The 13,031-nt window shown below is 63.2% G+C and carries 15 protein-coding genes; 11 read left to right on the forward strand and 4 right to left on the reverse strand.

Translation table 11 applies throughout. The features are described 5' to 3' along the window. Positions 1-86: 86 nt before the first annotated feature. From C6V82_RS00350 to yghU, 3 genes are all read left to right on the forward strand, one after another. A complete protein-coding gene (locus tag C6V82_RS00350; protein ID WP_102586874.1) occupies positions 87-989 on the forward strand; it encodes a PhzF family phenazine biosynthesis protein in 903 nt (300 codons plus the stop codon). A gap of 358 nt (positions 990-1,347) precedes the next feature. After that, positions 1,348-1,899 carry a hypothetical protein gene (locus tag C6V82_RS00355; RefSeq protein ID WP_102586960.1) on the forward strand — a complete coding sequence of 184 codons (552 nt, stop codon included), beginning with the start codon at positions 1,348-1,350 and terminating at the stop codon, positions 1,897-1,899. A gap of 149 nt (positions 1,900-2,048) precedes the next feature. Then, positions 2,049-2,924 carry a glutathione-dependent disulfide-bond oxidoreductase gene (yghU, locus tag C6V82_RS00360; protein ID WP_102586873.1) on the forward strand — a complete coding sequence of 292 codons (876 nt, stop codon included), beginning with the start codon at positions 2,049-2,051 and terminating at the stop codon, positions 2,922-2,924. A 9-nt stretch (positions 2,925-2,933) separates the two neighbouring features. Here the strand turns inward: yghU and C6V82_RS00365 are convergent, their stop codons facing one another. Further along, positions 2,934-3,803 (reverse strand): LysR family transcriptional regulator ArgP, encoded by an 870-nt coding sequence (locus tag C6V82_RS00365; protein ID WP_102586872.1) that lies wholly within the window; start codon positions 3,801-3,803, stop codon positions 2,934-2,936. Positions 3,804-3,935: 132 nt separating this feature from the next. On the opposite strand from C6V82_RS00365, the gene C6V82_RS00370 reads away from it, so the two are divergent. Next, positions 3,936-4,553 (forward strand): LysE/ArgO family amino acid transporter, encoded by a 618-nt coding sequence (locus C6V82_RS00370; protein WP_102586871.1) that lies wholly within the window; start codon positions 3,936-3,938, stop codon positions 4,551-4,553. Positions 4,554-4,556: 3 nt separating this feature from the next. Here C6V82_RS00370 and C6V82_RS00375 read toward each other — a convergent pair whose 3' ends face one another. Further along, on the reverse strand, positions 4,557-4,937 hold the full coding sequence (locus tag C6V82_RS00375; RefSeq protein ID WP_102586870.1) for a septal ring lytic transglycosylase RlpA family protein: 381 nt from the start codon (positions 4,935-4,937) through the stop codon (positions 4,557-4,559). Positions 4,938-5,252: 315 nt separating this feature from the next. Here C6V82_RS00375 and C6V82_RS00380 point away from each other — a divergent pair, with 315 nt between their 5' ends. Continuing rightward, a complete protein-coding gene (locus tag C6V82_RS00380) occupies positions 5,253-5,654 on the forward strand; it encodes an HIT family protein (protein WP_102586869.1) in 402 nt (133 codons plus the stop codon). Between the two features lie 75 nt (positions 5,655-5,729). On the opposite strand, the gene C6V82_RS00385 is transcribed toward C6V82_RS00380, so the two are convergent. Continuing rightward, positions 5,730-6,041, reverse strand: coding sequence for a hypothetical protein (locus tag C6V82_RS00385; protein WP_102586868.1), 312 nt, complete (start codon positions 6,039-6,041; stop codon positions 5,730-5,732). Positions 6,042-6,280: 239 nt separating this feature from the next. Between C6V82_RS00385 and C6V82_RS00390 the strand changes: the two genes are divergently transcribed. From C6V82_RS00390 to C6V82_RS00410, 5 genes are all read left to right on the forward strand, one after another. After that, positions 6,281-6,919 carry a transglycosylase SLT domain-containing protein gene (locus C6V82_RS00390; RefSeq protein ID WP_102586867.1) on the forward strand — a complete coding sequence of 213 codons (639 nt, stop codon included), beginning with the start codon at positions 6,281-6,283 and terminating at the stop codon, positions 6,917-6,919. A gap of 100 nt (positions 6,920-7,019) precedes the next feature. Next, entirely contained in the window at positions 7,020-7,580 is a 561-nt protein-coding gene (locus tag C6V82_RS00395) for a cytochrome b (protein ID WP_102586866.1), read from the forward strand. Between the two features lie 190 nt (positions 7,581-7,770). Further along, a complete protein-coding gene (gene dbpA, locus C6V82_RS00400; protein ID WP_229843088.1) occupies positions 7,771-9,204 on the forward strand; it encodes an ATP-dependent RNA helicase DbpA in 1,434 nt (477 codons plus the stop codon). 17 nt (positions 9,205-9,221) lie between these two features. After that, positions 9,222-10,091 (forward strand): PA4780 family RIO1-like protein kinase, encoded by an 870-nt coding sequence (locus C6V82_RS00405; protein ID WP_102586865.1) that lies wholly within the window; start codon positions 9,222-9,224, stop codon positions 10,089-10,091. 40 nt (positions 10,092-10,131) lie between these two features. Further along, positions 10,132-10,890 carry a creatininase family protein gene (locus C6V82_RS00410; RefSeq protein WP_102586864.1) on the forward strand — a complete coding sequence of 253 codons (759 nt, stop codon included), beginning with the start codon at positions 10,132-10,134 and terminating at the stop codon, positions 10,888-10,890. A 49-nt stretch (positions 10,891-10,939) separates the two neighbouring features. Here C6V82_RS00410 and C6V82_RS00415 read toward each other — a convergent pair whose 3' ends face one another. Continuing rightward, a complete protein-coding gene (locus C6V82_RS00415) occupies positions 10,940-11,671 on the reverse strand; it encodes a YebC/PmpR family DNA-binding transcriptional regulator (RefSeq protein ID WP_102586863.1) in 732 nt (243 codons plus the stop codon). Between the two features lie 171 nt (positions 11,672-11,842). On the opposite strand from C6V82_RS00415, the gene C6V82_RS00420 reads away from it, so the two are divergent. Continuing rightward, positions 11,843-13,030, forward strand: coding sequence for a M24 family metallopeptidase (locus C6V82_RS00420; RefSeq protein ID WP_102586862.1), 1,188 nt, complete (start codon positions 11,843-11,845; stop codon positions 13,028-13,030). Position 13,031: the final 1 nt, after the last annotated feature.

A 13,031-nucleotide genomic window follows, 5' to 3' on the forward strand; every position in this document is an offset into this window, starting at 1 on the left:
AGCCTAAGGGTGAGAAAGCATTCGTTGTCATTAAACCAGCTAACGACAGAATGGTAACCTCTTCCACCGTGATACGTGAGCTGACCATGAACGAGACTCTCCATCGTCTTTCCGCCTTCACCCAAGACCCGGAGGGCGGCAATCCCGCCGGTGTCTGGCTGGGCGATACACTGCCCCAGGCCGACGCCATGCAGCGCATTGCCGCCGAAGTGGGCTATTCAGAGACCATCTTCCTGGCCCCGCTTGGGGCGGGCCGCTATATGACGCGCTATTACAGCCCTGCCCGGGAGATCGACTTCTGCGGACATGCCAGCATAGCCGCCGGGGTGCTGCTGGGATCATTGAAGGGCGAGGGTACCTACCGCCTGGAGACCGCGGTGGGGGAGGTGCCGTTGGAGGCATCCCACCAAGGCGGGGCCTGGTGGGCCACCCTGGAATCGGTTTCGCCGCAACAGCGCCCGGCGCCGCCGGCCCTGGTAGCCGAGGCGCTCGAGTGCCTCGGCTGGCGCCCCGATGAGCTGGACCCTGACCTGCCACCAGTGTTGGCCTATGCCGGAGTCTGGCACCTGGTGTTGGCGGCAGCCAGCCACGAGCGCCTGGCGCGGCTGGATTACGACTTCGATGCGCTCGAGGCGCTGATGTCGCGGGAGGGGCTGACCACGCTGCAACTGGTCTGGCGCGACGACGAAGGAGTCTTCCACGCACGTAACCCCTTCCCAGTGGGAGGCGTGGTGGAGGATCCCGCTACGGGTGCCGCGGCGGCGGCCCTGGGTGGCTACCTGCGTGATGCAGGGCTGGTCGCGGCGCCTGCGAGCCTGACGATTATCCAGGGCGAGACGATGGGACGTCCGAGCCGTCTCGAGGTGACGCTTCCCGAACATGGCGGCATCCGGGTAAGCGGCACGGCGGTCTCGCTGGAGCCAGGAGGCCCGGAGGGTGACGGCCGCCGAAACTCGGAGCCGTCTGCGGCAGGCAGTCAGCCTAGGTAGTCGACATAGCGATCGAAGGCGGCACGTTGCCATTGAGCCTGCTGGTACCAGAAGGCAAGGACTTCATTGTCGAAGGCGACAGCGTTGGAGTGGGTCATGATAACAGTCCTCCTGAGTGGACTTCTTACACCATAGACCCTTGTCTGCTGCATTGCAGCAAATAACGATCCGCCATGCGCATTTCAGCCGATTCCGGGTGTTGCCGTGTGATATCGGCTTGTATCCGGCCAATCGGCATAGCCGGGTATGGCTGGTGACGGGATGATCCACTAAGTTCAGGGGTAACGTGAGCCGTCGCTCACGCCAATGGCGCCGTCAACGGGCCAGGTGCCTGACGATGATGGCCAAAGGGTGGCACATGGATCGCATTCACCAGCTCAACCTCGTGACCAAGCGCCTGGTCATCATGACCACTGCCGCCGTGGTGGTGCTGGGGATGATGTTCGGGTTGACCTTCTTCTTCAATCATCAGTTCATGGTCACCTGGGTGGTGCCGGTATGCGGCATCATCGGTGGTTTCGTCAGCATTCAGCAGCGCCTCAGCAAGCTCACCGACGAAGAGTTGGCGCTGCTCGACGCCTCCTGGTTCCAGGTCCTGCTGGTGCCGATCTTCGGTGGCATCTTCGCGCTGGTGCTCTATCTGTTGTTCCTCGCTGATATCATCTCGGGCGAGCTCTTTCCCGCCTTCGATTTCCCGCGCCCGCCCACCGGCGCCGACGATGAGCCGGTGACCGGTCAAGCTTTCATGCAGCGGGTGTTCAAGGAAACCTACCCGGCAACCGGGCCTGACCTGGCCAAGTTGCTGTTCTGGTCATTCGTTGCGGGGTTCTCGGAGCGTTTCGTGCCGCAGTTGATCAGCAAGGTCACCAAGTCGTCGACCCGGACCGATCCTCCAGAGCATCGCGAGTGACCGGGGGCCCGCGTGCATGCTGTCAGGCTATCGCACCGATAGGTGTGAAGTTGAAACCTTAACAGCCTATCCTTTGTCCCATAAGGAACGTACCACGTGGTTCATTTTCAGCTTCCGAGCCACGCCATGCATTTTTGTCAGGAGTCTTCATGAGCAAGGACAACGCCTATGTGCCACCCAGGGTCTGGACGTGGGAGAAGTCCAGCGGTGGTCAGTTTTCCAGTATCAACCGTCCTATTGCCGGGCCGACCCACGAGAAAGCGCTACTCGTCGGTAAGCATCCGTTTCAGCTTTACTCCCTGGCCACGCCCAATGGGGTGAAAGTCACGGTGATGCTCGAGGAACTGCTGGCGCTGGGATACAAGGATGCCGAATATGATGCCTGGCTGATCAGGATCGGTGATGGCGAGCAGTTCGGCAGTGGTTTCGTCGAGATCAATCCGAACTCCAAGATTCCCGCCCTGATGGACCGCAGTGGGCCTGAGCCGCTGCGGGTATTCGAGTCAGGCTCGATTTTGATGCATCTCGCGGAGAAGTTCGGTGAATTCCTGCCCTCCGAGCCGGTGGCGCGTACCGAAACCATGAACTGGGTGTTCTGGCAGATGGGCAGCGCGCCGTTCCTGGGAGGTGGCTTCGGGCACTTCTATGCCTATGCGCCCGAGAAGCTCGAATACCCCATCGACCGCTATGCCATGGAAGCCAAGCGCCAGCTCGACGTGCTCGACCGCCATCTGGCCGAGCACCGTTACCTGGCGGGCGATACCTACACCATCGCCGATATCATCACCTGGCCCTGGTATGGGCAGCTGGTGCTTGGGCGGCTCTATGACGCGGCGGAGTTCCTGCAGGTTCAGGAGTACCGGCATGTGCTGCGTTGGGCGAAGGAGATCGACGTGCGCCCGGCCGTGCAACGTGGCCGTATGGTCAATCGCACTTTCGGTGACCCCGAGATGCAACTGCACGAACGCCATGACGCCAGCGATTTCGATCTCAAGACCCAGGACAAGCTCGCCGACGTCGAGTAGCGGCGGTCGTCAGCGCAGAGACAATGCGCTCAACGCTGCTGTCAGGCGCTCGATCAGCTCACCGCTGTGGCGCCAGAAGTGCCAGTAGAGTGGCACCTCCAGCACCTCGCCCGGGGCGATGCTGACCAGTTTGCCCTGCGCCACCCACTCGTCGACCTGCATCAGCGGCATCATGCCGTAGCCCATGCCGGCGCGGGCCAGCCGCACGAAGCCTTCCGATGAGGGACAGAGGTGGAAGGGGAAGGCGCCGCGGTACCCGTGTTGCGCCAGGAAGCGGTGCTGCAACTGGTCGTGGGGGCCGTAGACGATGGCCGGCGCGTGGCGAAAGGCCTCGGGCGTCGGTCCCGCCGGAAAGTGGTGCGCGCGGTACGCCGGTGTGGCCAGCGGGTGATAGGTCATGGTGCCCAGTGGCACGCAGCGCGCGCCAGCGATTGGCTGGGGGCTGGCGCACAGGCAGGCGGCCACGTCGCCATCGCGCAGGCGCTTGAGCCCCACGTCCTGATCCTCCACGACCAGGTCGAGCAGCAGCCCTTCGGCGTGGCACAGCGTTCCCACCGCATCCGCCCACCAGGTGGCCAGGCTGTCCGCGTTCAGCGCGATGCGCAGCCGCGGCGAGGCGCTTTCCAGGGTGGGCAGTGCCTGGCGCAGGTCGCGCTCCAGCAATTGCACCTGCTGAAAATGATTGAGTAGCCGCTGGCCGGCGGGCGTTGGCGCCAGCGCCGGGGTGCGCACCAGCACCGGCTGGCCCAGTCGCACCTCCAGCGCCTTGATGCGCTGGGACACCGCCGACTGCGAGAGCCCAAGGGCATCACCGGCGCGCTCGAATCCCCCACACTCGATCACCGCGGCCAGCGCTTCGAGCAGCTTGTAGTCCAGCATGATGTCTCATCCGGGTGATGATCATGACGTCATCATAAGCAAAACTGATTAACCATTAACAGGATGATTTTTGTGCATGGCAAAAGCCGGATAACCTGACGGCCATTCGACAATGATGGCGGAGGCGAGGCGATGCTTGAGAGCTACCTGACTGGATTGGTGGTGTGTGGCGGGATCATCGTCGCCATCGGCGCGCAGAACGCCTATGTGCTGGGGTTGGCAACGCGCCGTCGGTTCCACTGGTGGTCGGCGGGGGTGTGCATGAGCGCGGATTTGCTGCTGCTGACGCTTGGGATGTTCGGGATCAGCGCGCTGTTGCTGGCCATGCCGGGTACGCTCGCGGTGCTACGCTGGGCGGGGGTGGCGTTCCTTTGCTGGCTGGCCTTCCACGCATTGCGCCGGGCGTGGACCGGGCAGCAGGGGCTGGGCTTGGCTGGCGGCGAGGCGCCGGGGCTGCGCCAAGTGGTGTTCGCCACCCTGGCGGTGACCCTGCTCAATCCACAGGTCTACCTCGATACGTTGCTGTTGATTCCCTCGGTGGGGGCGCAGCAGGCCAGCTCCGCCACTTTCCTGGCCGGGGCGGCCACGGCATCGGTGCTGTGGTTCAGTCTGTTGGCATGGGGAGGCGCTGCACTGTCGCCCTGGCTGACTCGGCCACTGGCGTGGCGGCTGATCGATGGGGCCATCGGGATGATGATGGCCGCTATCGCGTTCAATCTGGCCATGGGGAATGGAGTCCCCGTGGCCTGAGGGTCAATCCACCAGGGTGAGCATTACCGGCGCCACGCCGCGGTTGAGTATGCCCAACTTGCGTGCCGCGCGCTTGGAGAGGTCGATGATTCGCCCCTTCACGAACGGGCCGCGATCATTGATCAGCACTTCCACCTCGGTACCGGTATCCGGGCGTGTCACCAGCACCTTGGTGCCGAAGGGCAGGCTCGGGTGGGCGGCGGTCAACGCCTGCTGATCGAAGGGTTCGCCACTGGCGGTCGGGCGGCCCTGGAACTGGTCGCCATAGTAGGACGCGATGCCTTGCTGGCCATCGGCGTCATGGGCCTGGGCATTACCGACGATGCCAGTCGTCAGCAGGCCTGCCAGGCAGCAGGTGAGCAAGATTCGGGAAGTGCATCCCATGGCGGTTGCCTCAATGTTCTCGTGTAGCGGATCGCGCGTTCATCGATGCGATGAGGTGCCGTCAGGCAGTGGCATGTTAACCGCTCACCGAAGTGCTGGCAACCTTTCGGGAGTTCGGCGACGTTAGCTGCAGGTTGTGAACAGATGTAAGCAGCGGGGCACTTGACCCTAACTCCTTGATGCTCCTGCTGCAGCGCAGCATGGCGGGCGGCGATAAAGCCGGTCCCGGCCTGGAGCCATGGATGTCGGAAACGCACGGGTTCGTGACACAGGGCTTGTGGCATAGTGAGGTTTCCCCCACAGGAGAATATCGGCATGGCAAGCATTTTTACCCGCATCATCCAGGGTGAGATCCCTGGCCACTTTGTCTGGAAGGACGAGGCGTGCGTGGCGATCATGACCTTGAATCCGATGAAGCCCGGTCATCTGCTGGTGATCCCGCGTGAGGAGATCGATCACTGGGATGACTTGCCCCATGCGCTGGCTGCGCACCTGATGAGCGTGTCGCAGCGGCTGGCCAAGGCACTCAAGCGTGCCTTCCCCTGCGAGCGGGTAGGGATGTTGGTGGTTGGCCTGGAAGTCCCCCATGTCCACATTCATCTGGTGCCTATCGATGCGATGCAGGATATACGCGTGGAAGGATTGCCCCAGGCCACCTCGGACGCACTGAGCGAAGCCGCTTCACGATTGCGCGAGGCGCTGGACCTGCAAGATTGAGCTTGAGTAAACGAAAACACCCCATCGGGCCTGGTGGCCGGATGGGGTGTCGTAGTATCGCTTGGCATATTGCACCTAGCGTTGGCAATCTTCCTCGAACAGCTCCGCCTTGGCATCACGCATCACGTTCTCGCAAGCGGCCTGGTGGGCGAGCTGGGTGAGCAGGCTCTGGGTCAATTCGAACCCCTTGCCTAGGCAGGTATTCATTTCCTGCCGACTCACTTCCGGGCTGACATTACAGTCGATCTTGATCGTTCTTCCGCCGCCTTCCATCCGGTCAGCGATGTCTCTCAGTCGCCAGGCTAAACGCGATTTCCAACTGGCTGACTCTTCCGCGCCTTCGTTTACGCTAAACGTGCACCGCCATTCAGGTTTATAGACCTTCATGTGAACCTCCGTGCTGGCTTGGAATGATCGATCGTGGTGTCTTGCTCCGTCATGGTGAATGTTGCAGCACCAGCATACAGACTTTGTATGAGGGTTGCGCTGCTTCATCGGTCAAGATCGCTCTTGCGGGCGAAGTTTTGCAATCAACGTGGCCGCTGGGCTCTACTTGAGCCTTGAGCATCGAACGCAATCGGTCGAAGGAATGGGGTTTAGGAAGGGGCAAGGAAAAAGGGGCGACAATGGCGATTCGGCTGAGGATGATCCTGGTGATGATGATGGTGGCGACCTTCAGTGGTTGCGCCATGTTTGCGCCGTCACCACCCCAGGATCAGAGCAATATCTGCGAGATCTTCCGCGAGCAGCCCGGCTGGTACGACCATGCACGTGAGTCGGAACAACGCTGGGGCACGCCCATCGCCACTCAGATGGCCTTCATTCAGCAGGAGTCGTCCTTTCGCAGCCATGTGCGCCCGCCGCGCAAGCGCATTCTCGGTTTCATTCCGGGGCCGCGCCCCTCTTCTGCGAAGGGGTATGCTCAGGCTCAGGACCCGGTGTGGGGGGAGTATCGTGACGATGCGGGTGGCCTGTTCTCTCGGCGTACTCATATGAAGCATGCCACCGACTTCATCGGCTGGTACAACGCACGCACCCACCGCCAGGTAGGGGTGTCGCTCGGCAATCCGGAGCACCTCTATCTTGCCTATCACGAGGGAGCCGGCGGCTATCGTCGTGGCAGCCATCGCGGCAAGCCCCAGGTGCTTCGATCGGCAAGCCAGGTCGCGGCGCGAGCCAGCCGCTACCAGAACCAACTGGCGGCCTGCGAGGCCGAGTTCAAGTGCCGGCGCTTCTATCAGGTATGGCCGTTCTGCCGTGCCTGAGCCGTTGGCAGGGGGGATGCACGGCGGAAGCGGGCATCCGCTAAGCTGATTAACATCCGTTGCTCGCCGCTTCTCACACTGCCTTCGGGAGATAGCCTCCATGCACGAACATGATCATGACCGCTATGCCTACCCCCATCGCCTGCTGCACTGGCTGGTCGCCCTGGTGGTGGTGTGTTCTCTGGCAAGTGGCCTCACCCTGGGGTTTCTAGGCTTCGAAGGCGCCATGGAGCGCCTGGGCAAGTCGCTGACCGACCTGCTCTATACCGCCCACAAGAGCTTCGGTGTGCTGATTCTGGCGTTGATGATCGCTCGGGTGGTGACGCGGTTGATCTTCGAGGTGCCGGTGCACGACCCACCCCTCACGCCCTTCCAGAGGGTAGTCAGCACCAGCGTTCATCACTTGCTCTACGTGGCGCTTCTGGCCATGCCGATACTCGGCTGGCTGGCCACCGCCAGTGGTGGGTTTCCGGTGCAGTTCCTGCACTGGCGCCTGCCGGGGCTGATTGGCCGTGACGATGCCCTGTCGGAGCAGTTGTTCATGTGGCATGGCCGGTTGGCGTGGGTGATTCTGGGCCTTGTGGCGCTGCATATCGCCGGGGCGCTGTTCCATTGGCTGGTCAAGCATGATGGTGTGATGAAGCGGATGAGTCTTTTTTAAGCGTTGGCAGGGCCCGAGGGCGCTCTGCGGGGCTTCGGTGACCGGGCGGTCGTCAAGTCGGCAGGGCGTCCAGGGTGGTTTTCTGCTATTGTGCTCGCCTCCCCACGTCCCGTCGCCACTCGCCTCGGGGCCCAGGTTCGCGCGGCTTGTTTCATTCGGCTTGCGCTTCCCATATTTGCAGGAAATCGTCGTGTCAGATATTCCCATCGATGCCACCGTCGTCTCCGACGGCGCCTTCGCTACCTTGCCCTTGGCACCGGAACTGTTGGCCAACCTGTCGTCACTCGGCTTCGACACGATGACCACGATCCAGGCCGAGAGCCTGCCGCATATTCTCGCCGCACGTGATGTGATCGCCCAGGCCAAGACTGGCTCGGGCAAGACCGCCGCGTTCGGGCTCGGGCTGCTCTCGCGCCTCGAGCTTGCGAGCTTTCGGGTCCAGGCGCTGGTGTTATGTCCGACCCGTGAACTGGCCGACCAGGTGGCGGGTGAACTGCGTCGGCTGGCGCGCACCCTGCCTAACGTCAAGGTGCTGACGCTATGCGGCGGGGCGCCTTTCGGTCCACAACTGGCATCGCTTGCCCATGGTGCCCATGTGATCGTGGGTACCCCCGGGCGAGTGGAAGAACACCTGCGCAAGGGGACGCTCGAACTTTCCGGGATCACCACGCTGGTGCTCGACGAGGCGGATCGGATGCTCGATATGGGCTTCGCGCCGAGCATCGAGGGGATCATTGCCGAGACACCGAGGTCGCGCCAGACCCTGCTGTTCAGCGCGACTGGCCTGCACGGCGCGGGCGCCGTGGGCTTGCGTGCGATTGCCGATGGGCTGATGCGCGATCCTGTGAGCGTGGAAGTGGCCGACACCCATGATGCCACCACGATTGACCAGCGAATCTATCGGGTCGCCGACGACAGCACGCGCTTCGATGGGTTGCGCCGGCTGCTGCTACATTTTCGGCCAGAGTCCAGTGTGGTGTTCTGCAACACCCGTCGCGAGACCGATGAGGTGGCACAGGCACTTTGCCAGGCGGGCTTCAGCGCCGTGGCGTTGCATGGCGATCTCGAACAGGCAGACCGCGACCGATTGCTGGTCCTGTTCGCCAATCGCAGTGCCTCGATCCTGGTGGCCACCGACGTGGCGGCCAGGGGGCTGGATATCGCCGCGCTGGATGCGGTGTTCAATTACCGTATTGCCCGCGAACTCGAGGTGCATGTGCACCGCGTGGGGCGCACCGGGCGGGCAGGCGATGCCGGCCTGGCCTGCACCCTGGTGGGTGACGATGAAACCTATCGTCTCGAGCGGCTCGCCGATTTTCTGGGCGAGCCGCTCGAGCAGGCGCCGCTGCCACCGCGCAGCGTGCTCGAGCGCTCGCCTCTTGAACCGCCGATGGCGACGTTGCAGATTGGTGGTGGCAAGAAGCACAAACTGCGGCCGGGCGATATCCTGGGCGCATTGACCGGCGAGGCAGGGCTCGGCGCAGACCAGGTCGGCAAGATCAAGGTACTTGATCGCAGCGCCTATGTGGCCGTGCGACGGGAGGTGGCCAGTATCGCCCTGGACCGACTGGCCAATGGCAAGCTGAAGGGGCGCTCGTTTCGCGCCCGGCGCATCAGCCGCTGATACAGGCAGGAGGAGCCTTGAAGATACCCAAGCGTTTGCAGCCACTGGTGGATGACGGCTTGATCGATGCCGTCGAGAGCCAGTTGATGAGTGGCAAGGAGGCCCAGGTCTACGTGGTGCGCTGCGGTGACGAGCGGCGTTGTGCCAAGGTCTTCAAGGAGGCCAAGCAGCGCAGCTTCAAGCAGGCCGTGCAGTACCAGGAAGGGCGCCGCGAGCGCAATAGCCGCCGTTCGCGGGCCATGGCCAAGAAGACACGCTATGGTCAGAAGGAGCAGGAGCAGGCCTGGCTGAACGCCGAAGTGGATGCGCTCTACCGGCTGGCGGCGGCCGATGTGCGAGTACCCAAGCCCTATGGGTTCGTCGATGGCGTGCTGTTGATGGAAATGATCGACGATGGAGAAGGCTTCGCCGCCCCGCGCCTCGATGACGTGACCCTGACCGCCGAACAGGCGCGTGAGTACTATGCCAAGGTGATCGCCGATGTGGTGCGCATGCTGTGCGCCGGCCTGGTGCATGGCGACCTCTCCGAGTTCAACGTGCTGCTGGCCTCGGAGGGCCCGGTGATCATCGACCTGCCCCAGGCGGTGGATGCGGCCGGCAACAACAGTGCCGAGATGATGCTCGAGCGCGACGTCAACAACATGCGCGCCTGGTTCGGTCGCTTCGCACCGGAACTGCTCGAGACCGATTACGCCAAGGAGATCTGGGCGCTGTACGAGGCCGGCGAGTTGTACCCGGAGAGCCGCCTGACCGGCTGCTTTGCCCATGATACATCGGCGGTCGATATGGATGACCTGATGAGTGTCATCGACGATATCCGTGAGGAAGAAGCCGAGCGCCAGGCGTTACTTGAGCTTGATGACGACAGGAACAGCAGCGAACGTTAGGTGGGATGGGCCAGGCGCCCGCACACCAAGGAGCTTGCCCATGCGACTGCAACACGCCACCTGGCAGGAAGTGGAAGCCTATCTCGCGCACTCCCGGGGCATCATCGTGCCGATCGGCTCCACCGAGCAGCACGGCCCCAATGGTCTGGTGGGAACCGATGCGCTGTGCCCGGAATCGATTGCCTGGGCGCTGGGCGAGCAGCACGGCGTGCTTGTCGGGCCGACCCAGGCCATCGGCATGGCGCAGCATCACCTGGCCTTCCCCGGCACCATCAGCCTGCGACCCAGCACACTGGTGGCGGTGCTGCGCGACACCATCGAGTCGCTGGCTCGCCATGGCTTCACCCATGTGTTCTTCATCAATGGCCATGGCGGCAATATCGCCACCGTGAAGGCCGCCTTTGCCGAGGTCTACAGCGAACGCAGCCTGCGGGGATCGCATTCGGCAGAATCGCCGCTGGCGCTCGGCCTGTTCAACTGGTTCATGGGCCGGCGCGGACGGGAACTGGCGGCGAAACTCTACGCCGATGACGAGGGTTACCACGCTACCGCCTCGGAAGTGTCTCTCGCCTGGTACGCGGCGGGTACCGAAAAGCCGGTGGCGATGTCGCCGCGTGTAGCCCCCAACGGCAGTGCCGAGTGTGATGCCGAGACCTTCCGGCAGCGTTTTCCGGATGGCCGCATGGGTTCCGACCCCTCGCTTTCCAGTGCCCGGCATGGCGAGCGTTTTCTGGCGCTGGGCGTGGAAGATGCCTGGGAGGCCTACCAGGCGTTTCTGGGCGACACGCCCGCCGGCTGAGCAGCCGGGCGGGTCGGCAGGGGTACAGCGGCAGGGTGTGCGCTTGTGCCTATTCAGGTTGCTCAGGCAGCTCGGCGTTGTGGAAGACGTTCTGCACGTCGTCCAGCTCGTTGAGCATGTCGAGGAATTTCTCGAACATCGCCACGTCGTCGCCTTCGATGGGCGTGGTGGTCTGCGGCACGAACTGAATCTCGTCGACCTCGAAATCGAGCTCGCCGTAGGCATCGATCAGCGCCTGCTTGGCCTTGGCATACTCGGTATGCGGGGCGAAGACGGTCAGCAGGCCATCCTCGTTCTCGATGTCGGTGACATCCACGTCGGCTTCCATCAGCGCTTCCAGCACCCCTTCCTCATCCTCGCTTGTGAAAGCCAGAATCGCGCAGTGGTCGAACATGTGGCTGACGCTGCCGGGGGTGCCGATCTTGCATTTGGTCTTGGTGAAGCAGGCGCGCACGTCGCCGAAGGTGCGGTTTGGATTGTCGGTCAGGCAATCGATGATGACCATGCAGTTGCCCGGACCGAAGCCTTCGTAGCGTGCCGCCGAGAAGTCTTCCCCTCCCACGCCGCTGGCCTTGTCCAGTGCCTTGTCGATGACATGGCTTGGCACCTGGTCCTTCTTGGCGCGTTCGATCAGGCCGCGCAGGCTGAGGTTGCCGGCGGGGTCGGTGCCGCCTTGCTTGGCGACCACGTAGATCTCGCGGCCATACTTGCTGTAGACCTTGGTCTTGGCGGCGGCCGTCTTGGCCATGGATTCCTTGCGGTTCTGGAAGGCCCTACCCATATCATTGTCCTGTTGCGTGCTGAACGAGGCTGGATTCTGTGACCGGGATTCTACGAAATGGGGCCGGAGGCGAACAGGGATATTTTGTCGGATGGCAAGGGCGCTCAGGGCTACACTGCCGTGAGAACCATGTCGCATTGCTCACAGACCCACGGAACGTCAGGAGCCTGAATGGATCATCATGCCTATCGCCGAGCATTGTCCGGGTCGTTGCAGGGGGCGGAGCTGCCGTTTCCTGTTGGCGAGTTCACCATGCGCCTTTCCCGGGTGCGCGCCGTCATGCAGGCCACCGGTCTCGACGCGTTGCTGTTGACCGACCCTGCCGACATCTTCTATCTCACCGGTTACCACACCTTCGAGGTGTCGGTGCATACCTGCCTGGTGGTGTCGAACGACCGCCTGGTGCTGCAGGTGCCGTCGATCGAGACCGGGCCTGCGGTGGTCACCGCGGCGGTCGATGAAATTCTCGGCTACCGCTGGGAAGGCATCGACGAGGTGATCGCACCGCTGGCGGATACCCTGGCGTCTTATCGACACATCGGCCTGGATATCTACGGCGCTGGCTTGCGCCATGCGGTGATTCGCGAACTGCAGGCGCGGCTGGGTGCCGAGCGCTTTGATGACGGGGGCGGTGCGCTGCTGGACGGCATTCGTATCGTCAAGACACCCGCCGAGCTCGATTGCCTGCGCGAGAGTGCCCGGATCACCTCGGAGGGCCTGCGTGCCGCCGAGGCGATCATCGCCCCGGGGATCACCGACAACGACGTGGCCGCGGAAGGGGCGAGGGCACTGCTGGCGGCGGGCAGCGAATTCATGAGCCTGCAACCCATCGTCACCACCGGCCAGCGCATCAGCATCATCCATGTCAATCACAAGCGCACGGTGATCGAGCGCGATGACCCGGTGTTTCTGGAATTCGGCTCCGCCTACCAGCGCTACACCGCACCCATGATGCGCACCGCGGTGGCTGGCCGCGCCAGCGACGAGATGCAGCGCGTGCGTGATATATGCCGCGCACTCTACGAGACGCTGGTCGACGAGATGCGCCCGGGCAACACCTTCGATGCCGCCGCCAGGGCCGCCAATGCCGTGCTTGCACCCCATGCCAGCGGCATCTTTCATTCCGGTGTGTTCGGCTATGCCGTGGGTGCCCAGTTCCCGCCAAGCTGGGTGGAGGGCACCGGCTTCATCGCCCAGGGCCAGCGGCGTGAGTTCGAGGCCGACATGGTCTTCCATCTGCCGCTGTGTCTGCGCCTGCCCGGCCAGTGGGGTATCGGGATCAGCGACACGGTGCGAGTCACTCCCGATGGCGGGGAGCCACTCACCGATAATGACTGGCAGCTCAACGAGCGCCAGTGAA

This window comes from Halomonas urumqiensis, assembly GCF_003028575.1.
Taxonomy (GTDB): Bacteria; Pseudomonadota; Gammaproteobacteria; order Pseudomonadales; family Halomonadaceae; genus Halomonas; species Halomonas urumqiensis.